The sequence below is a fragment of the Ornithinibacillus jepli genome, from assembly GCF_047228935.1.
Taxonomy (GTDB): Bacteria; Bacillota; Bacilli; order Bacillales; family Amphibacillaceae; genus Ornithinibacillus.
Map to the genome: position 1 here is coordinate 709601 of NZ_JBFEGG010000002.1, position 17879 is coordinate 727479.

The window sequence follows — 17879 nt, forward strand, 5'->3', positions numbered from 1 at the left end:
CCTCATGAAAAAGCGTTATGCCATTATACTTGCGGCAGGTCAAGGAACTCGTATGAAGTCAAAGCTATATAAAGTACTTCATCCGGTCTTAGGCAAGCCGATGGTACAGCACGTGCTGGAACAAGTAAAGGCGGTAGGGTTAGAAGAAGTTGTTACCGTTGTTGGATTTGGTTCTGACAAAGTGAAAGAACACCTCGGTGATCATACAAAGTTCGTCTTACAAGAAGAACAGCTTGGAACAGGTCATGCAGTAATGCAAGCAGAAGAGCTGATGAAAAATAAAAAAGGCACAACGATTGTAGTATGCGGTGATACGCCCCTTATTACACAAGAAACTTTTGCTAAGCTATTTGAGCATCATGAAAATGAAGAATCAAAAGCGACGATCCTTACTGTGAAAGCTCCTAACCCAACTGGTTATGGAAGAGTCATTCGTAATGAGCAAAATGAAGTAGAACGTATCGTAGAGCATAAGGATGCTAGCCCAGATGAACTTTTAGTCGCTGAGATTAATACAGGAACATATTGCTTTGACAATGAAGCGTTATTCGATGCTTTGCAAAGTGTGTCCAATAACAATTCGCAAGGTGAGTATTACTTAACCGATGTCATTGAAATACTAAAAGGAAAATCGGCAAAGGTTACGGCTTATCAAATCGATAACTTCGAAGAAACGCTTGGTGTAAATGACCGAGTAGCCTTAGCCCAAGCTGAGAAGACGATGAAGCTACGTATCAATGAAAACCATATGCGTAATGGTGTTACCATAATGGACCCAGAAAATACGTATATCCAACCTGATGTTGTGATTGAATCGGATGCTGTTATTTATCCAGGAACGATCATTGGCGGTAAATCTATCATTCGTGGAAATGCGGTGATAGGACCAAATAGTGAGATTCAAAATTGTGAAATTGGTGAGTATTCGGTTGTGAAACAAAGTGTTGCAACAGATAGTAAAATTGGTGATCGCGTCAACATTGGGCCATTCGCTCACATTAGACCGGATGCTAATATCGGTGACGATGCTAAAATTGGCAACTTCGTAGAAATTAAAAAGGCGGAATTAGGCCAAGGAAGTAAAGTATCCCATTTAAGTTATATTGGTGATGCAAAAGTAGGAAGTAATGTTAATGTCGGATGTGGTACAATTACAGTAAACTATGATGGCAAAAACAAGTATTTAACTACAATCGAAGACGACGCCTTTATCGGCTGTAACTCGAATTTAGTTGCCCCAGTGACCATTGGGAAAGGCTCCTTTATTGCTGCGGGTTCTACCATCACGAAAGATGTACCTTCAGATGCATTGTCTGTTGCTCGTGCTAGACAATCAAACAAAGAAGGATATGCATCTAGATTAAAAAACAGATTAAAAGACAATAATTAACGGAGGGTCATTTCATGTCTCAATACCAAAATTCAAACATGAAGGTTTTTTCACTTAATTCGAATCAAAAACTAGCAGAAGAAATTGCTGATCACATTGGTATTTCTTTAGGAAAATGTACGGTAACAACATTTAGTGATGGTGAAATTCAAATTAATATTGAAGAAAGTGTTCGTGGCTGTGACGTGTATGTTGTACAGTCTACAAGCTCACCAGTTAACCAACATTTAATGGAGCTTTTAATTATGCTGGATGCATTAAAACGTGCATCTGCTAAAACGATTAATGTCGTCATGCCGTATTACGGTTATGCGAGACAAGATCGTAAAGCACGTGCGAGAGAGCCTATCACTGCTAAGCTAGTTGCAGATTTAATTGAAACAGCAGGTGCTGACCGTGTAATTACACTAGACCTACATGCTCCACAAATTCAAGGTTTCTTTGATGGACCAATCGATCATCTACAAGGTGTGCCACTTCTATCTGATTACTTTGAAGCGAAAAATATTGACGATATCATTATCGTTTCACCGGATCATGGTGGTGTAACGAGAACGAGAAAAATGGCTGATCGTCTAAAAGCACCAATTGGTATTATTGATAAAAGAAGACCCCGTCCAAATGTTGCTGAAGTAATGAATATTATTGGAAATATTGAAGGTAAAACAGCAATTCTTATTGATGACATCATCGATACTGCTGGTACCATCACACTTGCAGCAAATGCGTTAATCGAAAATGGTGCAAAAGCAGTTTATGCATGCTGTACACATCCAGTATTATCAGGCCCAGCAATCGAACGTATTCAAAACTCGCAAATTAAAGAATTAGTGATTACGAACTCTATTCCTCTACCAGAAGAAAAACTGATTGATAAGATTACCCAATTATCAGTTGCTCCTTTAATCGGGGAAGCGATTATTCGTGTCCATGAAGAACAATCCGTTAGTATTTTATTTGATTAATGTTTAATCTAGTTGTTTTAAGGGAACATACTATATGATGTAAGCTGCTTTAGATAAACAATAGAATAATACGAGGAAGTTGTCACAAAAAATTGGATGAGATACTAGTTTTACATTGGAAGGATGATAATGATGTCAGTAACCTTAAATGCACTAAAACGAGAAGATCATACAAAGTCGGCAACGAAACAGCTTAGAGAAAGTGGACAAGTACCTGCAGTTGTCTACGGTAAAGATAATGGAGCAAAGTCCATTTCAGTTGATAGTATGGAACTACTTAAAACCGTTCGAGATGAAGGGAAAAACGCTGTAATTTCACTACAAATTCAAGGTGAATCGTCATTAAATGTAATGTTACATGATTACCAAACAGATAAAATTAAGGATCACGTATTACACGCTGATTTTTATGTAGTGAATATGTCACAGGAATTGGAGACAACCGTTCCAGTCCGTGTCGTTGGGGAACCCGAAAATGGTGTCGTACAACAACCTTTATATGAAGTAACGGTACGAGCTACACCAAATAACTTCCCTAATGAAATTACAGTAGACATTTCCAATAAAAGTATTGGTGATATCGTCACAGTAGCTGAAATCGGTGAGTCAACAACATATGAAGTAACAGACGACCCCGAAACCATCGTTGCAAGTGTCCTTGCCCCTACAACGAATGCAGACATGGAAGGACAAGAAGAAACTGATGCAGAACCAGAATTTACCGGAGAAGCACAAACTGATAGAAACGAAGACTAAAACCAATCATATTACCCAAAAATAAAAACCAAACCCTCCATATAAATCAATTTATCATGGAGGGATTGTTGTATTTATTTATAGAGAAAATAATTATTATTAAATTATGGTTAAAAATTGTAATTTAAAACCAAATTATGGTGCGTTGCTGTGAGCGGTCCGAATACACGGAGACTCCAGCGGGAGGATAGGCATAGGTGAGACCCCGAGATGCCCCTGCGTCTGAAAGCGATGCTTCGTAGCAGGCTTCCTCGGGGCAAGGCAGCAAAGAATTTTACTCAAGTAGTAGCCTGGCTCACCGGTCACCCGCAGGAAAGCGAAGTGTATTCGGTCCGCGGGTATCGCACAATACTAATACATAAAAAGGAAGAAATATATTATGAAATGTATTGTCGGCTTAGGAAACCCGGGAAAAAAATACGAGAAAACCCGGCATAATATCGGTTTCATGGTAATCGATGAATTAACATCCCGCCATAATCTAAAATTAAACAAAACTAAATTCAAAGGCAATTATACAACAGCAACCATTAACGGAGAAAAAGTACTACTACTAGAACCACAAACGTATATGAACCTATCGGGTGAATCACTCAGACCACTAATGGAATATTATGATATACCATTAGAAGATGTCCTCGTTATTTACGATGACCTAGATTTACCTACAGGCAAAATACGCTTACGCCAAAAAGGCGGACACGGCGGTCATAATGGTATTCGCTCCATAATCGATCAATTAGGGACAAAAGACTTTAAACGAATCCGCTTAGGAGTGGGACGACCAGTATCACCAGTCCCTGTAGTAGATTATGTTCTAGGAGCATTCCCGAAAGAGGAAGAAAATCTAGTCCAAGAAAGCATCACCAAAGCAGCGGATGCTTGTGAGAAATGGTTAGAGAATTCCTTTGAAGAAGTAATGAATGAATTTAATGTTTAATGCGTAAAATGAACAAATTGATTCTAACCGTATAAAATAACACTTTTCGGATAAACCTATTAACTAATAATTTAAGTTTATTCGAGGAGGTTTTTCTATGTCTATCGTCTATAAATGTAGACATTGTGGGCAGAAACTCGGTGAAATAAAAGAGCAAGTAGTCGATACAACAATGCTCGGTTGGAATACACTTACAGATAAGGAAAAAAGGGAAATGATTCAGTACAAAGCGAACGGAGATGTCGAAATTAACGCCATATGTGAGAATTGCGAGGAATCATTAGGACATCATCCGGAATACCATGAATTAGATTATTTTATACAATAAAACAAGTAAGACAAAGCTTTGGTTCTCTAACCAAGGCGTTTTTGCGCTTACACTAATAGATTTTAAAAGCTATTAAATTAGTAAGGCTATGCTCGAAGGGAAAGTCATAATGGGGGTTTTGATGTGAAAGCGTTTAATCAATACTTAGGATCACAAAAGGATGTACAATCTATTATCGATGGTATTGATAGTGGATTAAAGGAGCAGTTAGTAGCTGGTTTATCTGGTTCAGCCAGAAGTATGCTAGTTTCTGCCATGGAAGAATCGTTAAACAGGCCAATACTACTTGTTACATACCAACTGGTGCAAGCGCAACAATTATATGATGATTTATCTGCATTTTTAGATGAAGAACATGTCCATTTATATCCAGTTAACGAGCTTATCGCATCGGAAATTGCAATCGCAAGTCCAGAGTTGCGCAGTAGCCGGATTGAGGCATTAACGAAATGGTCGAATCAAAAATCAGGTATTCTCATTGCGCCGGTAGCAGCACTTAAGCGGATATTACCCCCAATAGATTATTGGAGTAAATATCAATTGCTATTTCGTGAGGGAGAAGAAATCGATATTGACTCCTACCTTAGTTCATTAGTAGATATGGGATATGAGCATGCTTCTATGGTTACAACCCCTGGTGAATTTAGTAGACGCGGGGGAATAATTGATATTTACCCTGTCACGGAAGCTCATCCTATTCGAATTGAACTGTTTGATGATGAAGTGGATTCTATTCGATATTTTGATGCAGACACACAGCGCTCCTTAGATCGATTACAGGAAGTAACCGTAGGACCTGCTACAGAGTTACTTTTAACAAGTGAGGATATTTTGCGAGGGGCGCAACGTTTAGAAGAGGCGTTTTCTAAAACATTAAAAAAGTTAAAGTCAAAAGAGGCAAAAGAAACACTTTCCGAAGCCATCGAAGGAGATATCGATCGATTAAAAAATTTAGAACATTTTCCTGAAATGCATAAGTATTTAGGATTTTTCTATGATAAACCTGCTAGTTTGTTAGATTATCTCCCGAAACAGGGAATAGTAGTTCTGGATGAAATGAGTAGAATCCAGGAAACTGCTACGAATTTAGATCAAGAAGAAGCAGAATGGTACAGCAGTCTACTTGAGGCAAGCAAAATGGTAGTAGATAGTAAGTTTTCCTTTGATTGGCATACTGTTTGGGGCAATATGAATGCGACCCGTATTTATATGTCTGTATTTTTACGTCATATTCCAAATACGAATCCGCAAAACATAGTCAACCTCTCTTCTAGAGCGATGCAGGATTTCCACGGACAAATGCATTTATTTAAAAATGAATTAAATCGGTGGGAAAAAGGGGACTATTCCGTTGTAGTCGTCGTACCAAATAAAAATCGTGCAGATAAGGTTCATTCAATATTAAATGACTATGATATTGAGGCAGTCATTTCAGAACAAATCCATTTGCCAGTTGAAATACCAACTATCGTAGTCGGGAATATCACAAGTGGTATAGAGTTACCGATGCATAAATTAGCGTTAATAACGGAAAATGAATTGTTTAAGAAACGAAATAAACGCCCTAGAAAGAAACAAAACATCTCCAATGCCGAAAGAATTCAAAACTATCAAGAGCTTAAAGTTGGTGACTATGTTGTTCATACAAACCATGGTATAGGACGATATTTAGGAATTGAAACGTTAGAGGTCCAAGGAAAGCATAAAGATTACATGCTGATTAAATACTCTGGCGATGACAAATTATTTGTACCAATTGAGCAGATTGATTTAGTGAAGAAGTACGTCGGTTCTGAAGGGAAAGAACCGAAGCTTTATAAATTAGGCGGTAGTGAGTGGACAAAAGTAAAACGAAAAGTACAATCCTCTGTGGAAGATATTGCCGACGACTTAATAAAGCTATATGCAGAACGAGAATCTCGTAAAGGGTTTGCCTTTTCATCAGATGGTGAGATGCAGCGAGAGTTTGAAGCATCGTTTCCATATCAAGAAACAGAAGACCAATTACGTTGTATTGAGGAAATTAAACAAGATATGGAAAGAGAACGACCAATGGATCGATTGCTTTGTGGTGATGTTGGTTACGGTAAGACGGAGGTTGCAATACGTGCAGCGTTTAAAGCAATTGCCGATGGTAAACAAGTAGCGATACTTGTTCCAACGACGATTTTAGCGCAGCAACATTATGAAACAGTTCGGGAAAGATTCCAGGACTACCCGATTAATATTGGGTTATTAAGTAGATTTAGGACGGCTAAACAACAAAAAGAAACGATAGATGGATTAAAACGAGGATTAGTTGATATCGTAATTGGTACCCATCGCATCCTTTCCAAGGACGTAGAATACCATGATCTAGGCTTATTAATCGTCGATGAAGAGCAGCGCTTCGGTGTGAAGCATAAAGAAAAAGTGAAGCAAATGAAGACAAATATTGATGTCCTAACTTTAACAGCAACACCAATTCCGCGTACACTGCATATGTCCATGCTTGGAGTTCGTGATTTATCTGTCATTGAAACACCACCGGAAAATCGTTTCCCAATCCAAACGTATGTAATGGAATATAATCCAGTATTAATCCGGGAAGCAATCGAAAGAGAAATGGCTCGAGATGGTCAAGTATTCTTCTTATACAATCGGGTTGAAAATATTGATAAAATGGCTCGAGATATCGGTATGCTAGTACCAGAGGCTCGGGTAGCATTTGCCCATGGACAGATGAATGAGGCAGAGCTAGAAAATGTCATGTTTGGTTTTCTAGAAGGCGAGTTTGATGTACTTGTTAGTACGACCATTATTGAAACCGGTGTGGATATTCCGAATGTAAATACATTAATTGTTTATGATGCAGACCGAATGGGACTTAGTCAACTTTACCAGCTTCGTGGAAGGGTTGGACGTTCTAATCGTGTAGCATATGCTTACTTTACGTATAAAAAGGATAAAGTATTAAACGAAGTGGCGGAAAAACGCTTGCAAGCAATTAAAGAATTTACTGAACTAGGATCTGGCTTTAAAATTGCCATGCGAGATTTATCCATTCGTGGAGCAGGTAATCTACTAGGTGCTCAACAGCATGGATTTATTGATTCCGTTGGATTTGATATGTACAACCAAATGTTAAGTGAAGCTATTGAAGCAAAAAAACTAGGGAAAGAAATGGAAGAGATTAAACCGTTTGATCCAGAACTGAACGTATCCATCGATGCCTACATCCCGGATACGTATATTGAGGATGAAAGACAAAAAATTGATATGTATAAGCAGTTCCAAACAATCACCTCAAAAGACGATATAGAGGAGTTACAGGATGAATTACTCGACCGTTTCGGTGATTTTCCAACAGAGGTTGAAAATTTATTTATAGTTTCGGAGCTTAGATGGTTAGCGAAACGAGAGCGGATTGAATCGATTACGGAAAAAAATAACAAAATTGAATTGCTCGTATCAGAAGACAGAAGTCAGTTAGTCGATGGGGCGAAAATCTTTGAACTTGCTAATGAATATGGACGAGATATTTTACTCGGAACAGAACAAACAAAATTAAAAGTGATTTACCGTTTTTCCAGAGATACGAAATTTTCACGCTACGATACCATAAAAGATTTTATTGGAAAAATGGATAAAATTAATCGTTAACTACAATAAATGGTATTTCATGTATAGTTCTTCCAAGATGATTCATACTACTAAAACACAACTGGAGTTTACTTAAAAAAGAAGTTAAGGTTGTGTAAGTACTTAGGTTAGGCTACCCCTGGTATCTTAACTAAACTTTACCACCAATTAAGAAGACATAATAGCTTAGCTTCTAACTTTAGCACCAGAAATCATCATAAGAAAGAGAGGCTTCAGGAATGAAGGCAACAGGAATTGTACGACGGATTGATGATTTAGGTAGAGTAGTCATCCCGAAAGAAATTAGAAGAACTTTACGTATACGTGAAGGAGACCCGTTAGAAATTTTCATTGACCGAGAAGGTGAAGTGATTTTAAAGAAATATTCACCAATCAATGAATTAGGAAACTTTGCTACAGAATATGCACAAGCACTATTCGATTCACTTCATCATCCTGTCCTAATATGCGACCGTGATGAAATTATCGCCGTAGCAGGAGAATCCAAAAAAGATTACTTAAATAAAAACATCGGCCCTAAAATCGAAAAAGCAATCGAAAGTAGACTTCAAACACTAGAGACCGACGCAACATCATTAGAGCTATTACCAGGAAAAGAAGAAGAAGTAAATTCATATTGCATTAGCACAATCATTGCAAATGGAGACCCAATCGGTTGCGTTGTCATGTTCTCAAGAGAAGGAGAGAAGCTTAGCGAAGTAGAACAAAAATCCCTAGAAACAGCAGCAAGCTTTTTAGCAAAACAAATGGAATAAAATTAAAAAAGAGTAAAAATTAGTCCTAACACACTAATTTTTACTCTTTTTCTTGTGAAGAGGTAGATAATAGGATTGTATAGAGCGAATATGAAATTACGTTGTGATATAATGTATGGGAATTTCAGGAAGGCTCTAGACATATTGAATGGTTAATCTGATAACCAAACAAAACATACAATAATCAGCTCCAAAGGACGTTACATATGGAATCGAATAAATTCGTTAAAGGTGCCCTAATCCTCACACTAGCCGGGTTAATCAGCAAAATACTAAGTGCAGGATACCGAATACCACTACAAAACCTTACAGGTGACATTGGCTTTTACATATACCAACAAATATATCCAATTATCGGTATTACATTAATTCTAGCCCTATACGGCTTTCCAACAGCAATCTCAAAACTTACCGCTGAAGCCGAAGACATATCCTTTAAATATTTTATGTTACCAATCTGGGCTATCTCTTTCGGGCTAAGTAGTTTCTTCGCCTTACTCCTTTATCTAAGTGCCGATGAAATTGCCATATTTGTTGGCGACAAGGAGCTAGCTAGTGGATATAAAATTGCAAGCATACTATTTCTAGTCATTCCTTTTACGGCTTTATTACGAGGCGTATTCCAAGGGAAGTCAGACATGAAACCAACCGCCTATTCTCAAATTGGAGAGCAGCTTTTTCGTGTCTCGATTATCATTGGTATCGCAAGTCTTGTCGCAGTACATGGGTTGGATATTTATTGGATTGGAAATATGGCTGGGATTGCAGCTATTTTTGGGTCTGTCGTTGCTTTTGTTATATTAGTGTACTTCTATGTTAAGAATAAACCCGTAAAAAAAGTAAATCGGAACATTCCGTGGAAATACTATAGTAAAACCATTGTAGTATATGGATTTATAGCCGCATTAAGCCATATGATATTGTTAATCATTCAATTTGCCGATTCGTTTACCGTAGTTCCTGGACTAATGGAGAGTGGCCTAACAAATCAAGAGGCAATGGAAGCAAAAGGAGTATTCGACCGTGGCCAACCACTTATCCAAATCGGTGCAGTGTTAGGATCATCATTTGGTTTGGCCCTCATTCCAAGTGTGATCAAAGGTGCAGTGTATCCAGGAGAATCGCTAGCTTTTGATAAGATTGGAAGCTCGTTAAAGATTAGCTTTTATTTAGCCTGGGCTGCTAGTCTGGGATTAATATTACTATTTCCAGAAGTGAATCGGTTGTTATATGAAGACAATCATGGTGACATCGCCTTAATGATTTTAATGTCAGCTGTTTTATTAAGTTCTATCACCATAACTTCAAGCTCTATTTTGCAAGGGCTCGGGTTTATAAAATGGACAGCCGTTTATATTGTGTTAGCATTTATAATGAAATGGTTATTAAATATATGGTTCGTCCCACATTTCGGAATCGTAGGAGGTGCAATTGGTACAGTAGCTAGTTTATTGTTTCTAACTATTGCAACCATAATAAAGCTGAAACAAACGAGCCCACATGGAAAACTATTAACCGTGAAATGGAAGCCATTTTTAACTGCGACTATTGGTATGGTAGCCTTTTTATTAATTGCAGATGCTATCTTACCGACGGAGAGCTTTTCAAGGTTAGCGCTGCTTTTCACTGTCCTCTTATTGTCAGGAATCGGGGCGGTTATTTATATCGGGTTATTAATTCGCTTTAAGGCGTTCTCTGAAAAGGAACTCCATCTTATCCCTTTTGGAGCGAAATTTAGGAGGTCTAACAAATGAAAATCGAAGTAATAGGCCTAGGTGCAGGGGATATCGACCAGCTACCACTTGGCGTTTATAAAAAATTAATAAATGAAAAAACAGTGATCTACGCACGGACTTTAGACCATCCCGTAATCGAAACATTACAAGCTGAAGGTGTCCAGTTTACATCGTTTGATCATTTATATAAGCAAAATCAGACGTTTGAAGCGGTTTACCAAGAGATTGTTTACACTTTATTAGAGAAAGCAAAAGAATCTAATGTGATGTATGCCGTACCGGGGCATCCGATGCTTGCGGAGAAAACCGTTCAGTTATTACTTGAGCAAGATAACACCGACGTAGAAATTATTGGTGGACAGAGCTATTTGGATGCTTTATTTACCTCACTAAAAATTGACCCGATTGACGGGTTCCAATTTGTAGATGCTACCGGGTTTAATCGGAGTGAGCTTAATTACCAAAATCATATTGTGTTTTGCCAGGTTTATGATCAGTTTACTGCTTCAGAAGTAAAGCTTGCACTATTAGAGGATTTACCGCCTGATTATCAAGTAACGATTATAGATGCAGCTGGGAGTAATAAGGAAAAGAAACTTACGATTCCAGTGGAGGAATTAGACCATTCGGTAGAAGTGAGTAATTTAACGAGTGTCTATATTCCACCAGCACCGAAACAGTTATTACACCATACCTTTAATCGTCTTAGGGAAGTGATTGCGATATTAAGGGGTCCTAATGGCTGCCCGTGGGATAAGGAACAAACCCATGAATCGTTACGAGAATATGCCATTGAAGAGGTTTATGAGCTTATTGATGCGATTAATGATCAAGACGATGACGGGATTATTGAAGAGCTTGGAGATGTATTATTACAAATTATGCTTCATAGCCAAATCGGTGAAGATGACGGATACTACACAATAGATGATGTCATTAAATCCATTACCGATAAAATGATTTACCGACATCCACATGTGTTTTCCGATGTCTCAGTTGATTCTGTAGATGACGTATTAACCAACTGGGAAGCATTAAAACGGGAAGAGAAAAAAGAAACCCGGAAGTCTATACTAGAAGGAATACCAAAAGGATTACCAGCTCTTCTTAAAGCCTATAAATTACAGAAGAAGGCAGCTAAAGTTGGATTTGACTGGAATCAAGTAGAGGATATTTGGCAAAAGCTAGATGAAGAAATAAAAGAAGTCCGTGTTGCTATTGAATCCGGACATAAAGTGGAAATAGAAAAAGAGTTTGGCGACGTACTATTTGTACTAGCGAACTTAACAAGATATTATAAAGTAAATCCAGAGAATGCACTTAGTCAAACGAATCAAAAATTCATCCAGCGGTTTACGTATATAGAGGAAAAGCTTGAAGAAAAGGGACAAGATATCACGAAGTCTACGCTAGATGAAATGGATCATTATTGGAACGAAGCAAAGGAAAGAGAGTGAGAAGGATGCGTTTAGATAAATTTTTAAAGGTTTCTCGATTAATTAAGAGAAGAACATTAGCGAAAGAAGTAGCAGATCAAGGGAGAATCTCCATTAATGGAAATCCAGCTAAAGCTTCTTCTACCGTAGCCATTGGGGATACATTACAAATCAGGTTCGGACAAAAGCTTGTAACAGTAGAAGTTACATCGCTAAAAGAGACAGTTCGAAAAGATGAAGCAGGTATGCTTTATAAGATTGTAAAAGAAGAAAAAATCGAAGTAGAGTAGTTCTATACTTGTCCCTCCTATCATAAGTTATTAGTGATAAGGAGGAAGCGGATATGAACTATTATGAAAAAGAAAATAGTACAAGAGTACAACAGCAAGACCATCAATTAAAACTGAATAATCGTAGACTGTTAGAGATTACCGGCGTAAAAGAAGTGGATAGCTTTGATAATGAGGAGTTTTTGCTAGAAACCGTAATGGGATATTTAATCATTCGTGGACAAAACCTCCAGCTAAAAAACTTAGATGTTGGCGAAGGTGTAGTATCCATTAAAGGAAAGGTTTATGAAATGTCTTACGTCGATGAACATCATCAGGAGAAGGCTAAAGGCTTCTTTAGCAAGCTATTCCGATGACACTGAGTGTCCAATTCTTAACGATGGTTTCTATGATAGGTGGAGGCCTTTATCTTGGCATGGCACTTGAAACCTTTCGCCGATTCCAAAAGCATTGGAAAGAGAATTTGTTTTTAGTGTATTTTATGGAAGTTAGCTTTTGGCTCACCCAAGTTTTCATTTTATATTTTGTTCTATTCCAAGTGAATGCTGGGGAGCTACGTTTTTATGTATTTGCTGCATGTTTATTAGGTTTTGCGGCATATCAAGTCTTTGCCGCAAACCTGTATAAACGGCTCTTGGAACGAATGATTATCATCATATATAGAATCTACCAATTTTTGCGTAATGTAGTGAACATGTTAATTATAGCTCCCATACGATATATGATTAAATTATTGATTGCAGCAGTAATCTTCCTCTTTAATTTGCTGATACTTATCGTAGGCTTTATCTTAAAGTGCATCTATATTCCATTAAAATGGTTCTTTAGTATGATTTATCGCCTTCTACCTCAAAAATTCAAATTATTTTTACACCATTTAGCAGGATTTTATAGTAAAATACAGAATATATGTAGAAAAGTATTAAGATATATCACAGCAAAGAGGAGGTGACGCTATGCAGAAGAAGAAAACAGTAACGAAATTGAACTCGCAATATATGGATCAATATGATGCTTACATAGAAAGACAGAAACGTAAAAAGCAGCGACTTTTTCGTAGGCTGGCTCTTTTTCTTGTTGTAGTTGCAATTGCTGCTGGCAGCATGGCGGTCTACCACTTTCAACAACGAGCTCTACATGCTGAAAAGTTAGAAGAATATAAGCAACTGCAGGAAGAGCTTGCAGATTTAGAGAAAAAAGAGAAGAAGTATAAAGAAGAAATTCAATTGCTAAATGATGAAGAGTATATTCTAGAGATTGCTCGTACGAAATACTTTCTATCAAAAGAAGGCGAGTTAATTTTTAAAACTCCGGAAGAAGACTCGTCATATTGACACACTTTTACTGGCTTAGCTATAATATATAAGTAAAGTATTTTAATTTCTTAAGGAGGAGCATTTTTTTTATGTCAATTGAAGTAGGCAGCAAACTGCAAGGTAAGGTAACCGGTATCACTAATTTTGGTGCTTTTGTTGAACTTGGAGAAGGGACAACTGGACTAGTTCACATTAGTGAGGTTGCTGATAATTATGTCAAAGACATTAATGAACACCTTTCTGTAGGAGACGAAGTAGAGGTTAAAGTAATTAATGTTGAAAAGGATGGCAAAATTGGTTTATCCATTAAGAAAGCGAAGGAGAAAAAGCCAGTCCGTCAAAATCCTAGAGAACGTACGGAGACATTTGAAGCTAAAATGAACCGTTTTCTAAAGGATTCAGAAGATCGCTTAGCCTCTTTGAAAAAGCACACAGAATCCAGACGTGGGGGTCGAGGTGCTAAAAGAGGATAACAAATGCTGTCTACCCGGATAATGCTCTAAAATTTTTATATATATAAAACTAAACGGCTATCAATATGATAGCCGTTTTTCTATCTATTTTGACTTTGCAAGCATGTAGTCAGGTCAGCGGACCTGGCTAAAAATGCAAGAAAAACCTGCTATCTAAAAAGATAACAGGTTTTTTGTTTGATAGCGGCGGAGGGGATCGAACCCACGACCTCACGGGTATGAACCGTACGCTCTCGCCAGCTGAGCTACGCCGCCATAATATATAATTGATGAAAAACAAATTGGTTTGTTTAGTCAACAAGAATCATAATACATGACGATTTCACTCATGTCAATATGTTTAAATAAAGAGGATATTTTCAGATAAATGTCGAATGTATATAGTAATTTTCGAAAGAAGAAGGTGTAGAATGTTGAAAGCACGTCATAAAGTACTGTTCAACCAGCTAAACACCTATCGTCAAGAAACGTTACAGCTGGTTGAAAACATCACAGAAGTAGAAGCAGATATCATACCAGAAGGATTTAATAATAACATTAGATGGAACTTAGGGCATCTATATCTTGACCAATACCTTTGGATCCAAGCTGTTACAAAGGAAAAATCCGAAGAAGCAAACAAATTAAATCAATGGTTCGGTTTTGGTACAAGTCCCAGCGATTTTACTGCAGAAACACCAAACTTACACGAGCTAAAGGAATTATTACAACACCAAATCACAAATATTAAAGAAAAATACCAAGACCGACTAGAAGAGGAGTTCCAGCCAACCGAAATGGGCATGCACACCATCGAACAAGTTCTAATCCGAACCATCTACCACGAAGCCCTACACACAGCAGCAATACAATATATAAAACGATTTATAAAATAAAACAGTAGATGTTAAAAACTCGTATCGTTATTTTTTGATACGAGTTTTTTGTTTGTAGTGCTTGGAAAGAAATGTATATTGTTTTATAGCACTGAGTGGCGGGAATACACGGAGACTCCCGCGGGAGCAGTGGCCTAGGTGAGACCCCACAGAGCTTTAGCTCGAGGAGGATCACCAGCCCCCGCAGGAAAGCGGAGTGTATTCCCGCCACGGGATTGGCAAGAAGCATTTCTAAAAGATTACAATTAAATTACAACAATAAAAACCCCGACTTACTCTGACAAAAACAACAACCAAAAAATAAAGAATATGTAGAAAACCCAATCACCTACTAGATTTCAGTCGAACGATTTTTCTAAACAACCCTCTTGTTTTGACAAAAAAAAATAACCAACTATGTTTTACTGTTATGAAAGAGGAACTGTCCATAAAAATAGTATATGCACAAAAAACCATCAGTAGAACAGAAAACAAAAATAATCCGTCAAAGAGGAGTGGTTGAATGGAATCTGTTTCAAGAGTCCAGACAAAAGCAATCGATGTAGAAAATACATTTTTACATAACCTAAGGATGAAATTATACACACAAGGTAAAAGGATTTTACTAGACTATGGCTTACTATATATGATCGTAGGCTTTTTACTAGGACGAGCTATCATTCTATCGGTTGTCTCACCTTTTGCCGTCGCCTTCTTAGCAACATTATGGTTTATGCATCGAGACAAATCAGCAAAGACACTACTCGCAACGATGCTTGGTGCATTTACAATATCATTATCCCACGGTTTATTTGTCGGTATTGCGTTATTCTTCTTCATAATTCTGTCTACCATCTTTAAAAACTTAAAAGGACAACAAACTAAAATTCCTATATTCGTATTTTTAGCAACCGTAGGGCCGAGGATTTTCTTATATACCATTTATGGACAACTTACTTCCTATGAATGGATGCTTATTGTTGTAGAAGGAGTTCTAGGAACCGTATTAGTTTTAATATTTATGCAAAGTGTCCCTCTGATTTCCCAGAAGCGATATCGTCCGGGATTAAAAAATGAAGAAATTGTTTGTATGATTATATTAATTGCATCCATCCTTACTGGAACGGTTGGGTGGGAGTTATACAATGCGTCGATCGAACAAGTGTTATCACGATACTTCGTTTTAATGTTTGCATTTGTTGGTGGTGCGGCAATAGGTTCAACTGTTGGGGTTGTTGCAGGCTTAATATTATCTCTAGCAAATGTCGCTAATTTATATCAAATGAGCTTACTAGCATTTTCTGGTCTTCTTGGTGGGTTACTAAAAGAAGGAAAAAAGATTGGTGTCGGTGCCGGTTTACTAGTTGGAACGTTTTTAGTAGGAATCTATGGAGATTCTAATGCCTTAATCCCGTCTCTTATTGAATCAACTGTTGCGATTTTATTATTTTTAATCACACCTGGTAGCTGGTTTAAAAAATTATCCCGTTACATTCCAGGAACAGAAGAACATGCCAATGAACAGCAGCAATATTTGCAGAAAGTACGGAATGTCACGGCAAAACGTGTAGAGCAGTTTTCTGAAGTCTTTGAAGCATTGTCAAAAAGCTTTAGCTCTGCTGAAAACTATTCATTAGAAGATGAGGAATCACAACGAGAGACCGATTACTTCCTTAGCAATGTAACCGAAAAAACCTGTCAATCATGCTTCATGAAGGAAAGATGCTGGCAGCAGCAATTTGATAAGACGTATTCCTTAATGGGAGAAATGAAGCAAGATATTGAAACTGGAAATGATCCGAGCCGAAAGCTTATCCGCGAATTTGAAAATCATTGTATAAAATCTCGCAAAGTAATCGATACGATGAAAGAGGAGATGTCGTATTTTGAAGCGAATCGAAAATTGAGAAAGCAAGTATTGGAAAGTAAAAAACTAGTAGCAGAACAACTTCAAGGTGTATCGGATGTCATGGAAGACTTTGCAAAAGAAATTTTAAAAGAGCGAGAACATCATGAAAATCAAGAATTACAAATCGTTCATGCATTAAAATCGATTGGAATTGAACTGGAGAAGTTAGATGTGTATAGGTTGGATAAAGGTAGCGTCGATATTGAAATGACTGCTGCTTTCTATGAATACCACGGTGAAGGGGAAAAGCTCATTGCCCCAGTATTATCGGATATCTTAAATGAAACGATCGTTGTTAAGCAGGAAGATATTTCGCCTTTCCCAAATGGCTACTCATTCTTAGCGTTCGGTTCGGCTAAAGAATATACCGTCGAAACAGGGGTTGCCCATGCTGCAAAAGGTGGAGGTATTATTTCTGGAGATAGCTATACGATGATTGAGCTTGGTGAAGGTAAATATGCAATGGCAATAAGTGACGGAATGGGTAATGGTGTCCGGGCTAGTGAAGAGAGTAAAGAAACGTTAAGGCTCTTGCAACAAATTTTGCAAACCGGTATCCCAGAAAAAGTAGCAATCAAATCAATCAATTCGATTTTAGCACTACGAACTACTGATGAAATGTTTGCAACTCTAGATTTAGCTGTCATTAATTTACACAATGCCTTTGTTCGATTCTTAAAAATTGGTTCCACACCAAGTTTCGTAAAACGAGGCGATCAGTTACTAAAGATCGAGGCAAGTAACTTACCGATGGGGATTATTCGCGAATTCGATGTTGACATTGTCAATGAACAATTACAGTCAGATGATATTCTGATTATGATGAGTGATGGTATTTTTGACGGTCCGAAACATGTAGAAAACACAGATGTTTGGCTAAAGCGGAAAATCCGTGAAATGGAAACGGATAATCCACAAGAAATTGCTGATCTATTACTTGAAGAAGTCATTCGAACTCGTAGTGGTGAAATTGAGGACGATATGACAGTACTAGTTGCGAAAGTGCAAAAGAATATTCCTAGATGGGCAACTTTTCCAATCTATCAAACAGAAGCATTGTGAATAAATTGCTAGATTCCTTCTTTCTAT

At 37.6% G+C, this 17879-nt stretch carries 16 protein-coding genes and 1 tRNA gene; 16 read left to right on the plus strand and 1 reads right to left on the minus strand.

Annotation, left to right across the window (positions count from 1 at the left end; all coding sequences use genetic code 11):
• Window positions 1-4 precede the first annotated feature (4 nt).
• The 14 genes from glmU to AB1K81_RS11735 all read left to right on the plus strand — a co-directional run bounded on the left by glmU (window position 5) and on the right by AB1K81_RS11735 (window position 14027).
• The gene (glmU, locus tag AB1K81_RS11670; protein ID WP_412976809.1) at window positions 5-1390 is read left to right on the plus strand and encodes a bifunctional UDP-N-acetylglucosamine diphosphorylase/glucosamine-1-phosphate N-acetyltransferase GlmU; all 1386 of its coding nucleotides are present in this window, start codon (window positions 5-7) and stop codon (window positions 1388-1390) included.
• Window positions 1391-1404: 14 nt separating this feature from the next.
• Entirely contained in the window at window positions 1405-2355 is a 951-nt protein-coding gene (locus AB1K81_RS11675) for a ribose-phosphate diphosphokinase (RefSeq protein WP_412976810.1), read from the plus strand.
• A gap of 132 nt (window positions 2356-2487) precedes the next feature.
• Entirely contained in the window at window positions 2488-3111 is a 624-nt protein-coding gene (locus AB1K81_RS11680; RefSeq protein WP_412976811.1) for a 50S ribosomal protein L25/general stress protein Ctc, read from the plus strand.
• 379 nt (window positions 3112-3490) lie between these two features.
• Complete coding sequence (gene pth / locus AB1K81_RS11685) at window positions 3491-4051, plus strand: aminoacyl-tRNA hydrolase (RefSeq protein WP_412976812.1); 561 nt, start codon at window positions 3491-3493, stop codon at window positions 4049-4051.
• Window positions 4052-4148: 97 nt separating this feature from the next.
• Window positions 4149-4379, plus strand: a complete 231-nt coding sequence (gene fin / locus AB1K81_RS11690) for an anti-sigma-F factor Fin (RefSeq protein ID WP_412976813.1) — start codon at window positions 4149-4151, stop codon at window positions 4377-4379.
• Between the two features lie 123 nt (window positions 4380-4502).
• Window positions 4503-8021: a transcription-repair coupling factor gene (gene mfd / locus AB1K81_RS11695; protein WP_412976814.1), complete on the plus strand. Its 3519-nt coding sequence runs from the start codon at window positions 4503-4505 to the stop codon at window positions 8019-8021.
• A 218-nt stretch (window positions 8022-8239) separates the two neighbouring features.
• Window positions 8240-8776: a stage V sporulation protein T gene (gene spoVT, locus AB1K81_RS11700; RefSeq protein WP_412976815.1), complete on the plus strand. Its 537-nt coding sequence runs from the start codon at window positions 8240-8242 to the stop codon at window positions 8774-8776.
• Window positions 8777-8982: 206 nt separating this feature from the next.
• On the plus strand, window positions 8983-10530 hold the full coding sequence (locus AB1K81_RS11705; protein ID WP_412976816.1) for a putative polysaccharide biosynthesis protein: 1548 nt from the start codon (window positions 8983-8985) through the stop codon (window positions 10528-10530).
• Entirely contained in the window at window positions 10527-11969 is a 1443-nt protein-coding gene (gene yabN / locus AB1K81_RS11710; RefSeq protein WP_412976817.1) for a bifunctional methyltransferase/pyrophosphohydrolase YabN, read from the plus strand. The genes AB1K81_RS11705 and yabN overlap by 4 nt, the downstream gene beginning before the upstream one ends.
• A gap of 5 nt (window positions 11970-11974) precedes the next feature.
• Complete coding sequence (locus AB1K81_RS11715) at window positions 11975-12238, plus strand: RNA-binding S4 domain-containing protein (protein ID WP_412976818.1); 264 nt, start codon at window positions 11975-11977, stop codon at window positions 12236-12238.
• 53 nt (window positions 12239-12291) lie between these two features.
• Window positions 12292-12594, plus strand: a complete 303-nt coding sequence (gene yabP, locus AB1K81_RS11720) for a sporulation protein YabP (RefSeq protein WP_412976819.1) — start codon at window positions 12292-12294, stop codon at window positions 12592-12594.
• On the plus strand, window positions 12591-13190 hold the full coding sequence (gene yabQ, locus AB1K81_RS11725; protein ID WP_412976820.1) for a spore cortex biosynthesis protein YabQ: 600 nt from the start codon (window positions 12591-12593) through the stop codon (window positions 13188-13190). The genes yabP and yabQ overlap by 4 nt, the downstream gene beginning before the upstream one ends.
• A gap of 4 nt (window positions 13191-13194) precedes the next feature.
• Window positions 13195-13572 carry an FtsB family cell division protein gene (locus tag AB1K81_RS11730; RefSeq protein ID WP_412976821.1) on the plus strand — a complete coding sequence of 126 codons (378 nt, stop codon included), beginning with the start codon at window positions 13195-13197 and terminating at the stop codon, window positions 13570-13572.
• Window positions 13573-13643: 71 nt separating this feature from the next.
• Window positions 13644-14027, plus strand: coding sequence for a S1 domain-containing RNA-binding protein (locus AB1K81_RS11735; protein WP_412976822.1), 384 nt, complete (start codon window positions 13644-13646; stop codon window positions 14025-14027).
• Window positions 14028-14208: 181 nt separating this feature from the next.
• Here the strand turns inward: AB1K81_RS11735 and AB1K81_RS11740 are convergent.
• A tRNA-Met gene (locus AB1K81_RS11740) sits at window positions 14209-14282 on the minus strand.
• 158 nt (window positions 14283-14440) lie between these two features.
• Here AB1K81_RS11740 and AB1K81_RS11745 point away from each other — a divergent pair.
• A complete protein-coding gene (locus AB1K81_RS11745; RefSeq protein WP_412976865.1) occupies window positions 14441-14902 on the plus strand; it encodes a DinB family protein in 462 nt (153 codons plus the stop codon).
• 502 nt (window positions 14903-15404) lie between these two features.
• Window positions 15405-17852, plus strand: coding sequence for a stage II sporulation protein E (spoIIE, locus tag AB1K81_RS11750; RefSeq protein ID WP_412976823.1), 2448 nt, complete (start codon window positions 15405-15407; stop codon window positions 17850-17852).
• The last annotated feature ends 27 nt before the right edge of the window (window positions 17853-17879 follow it).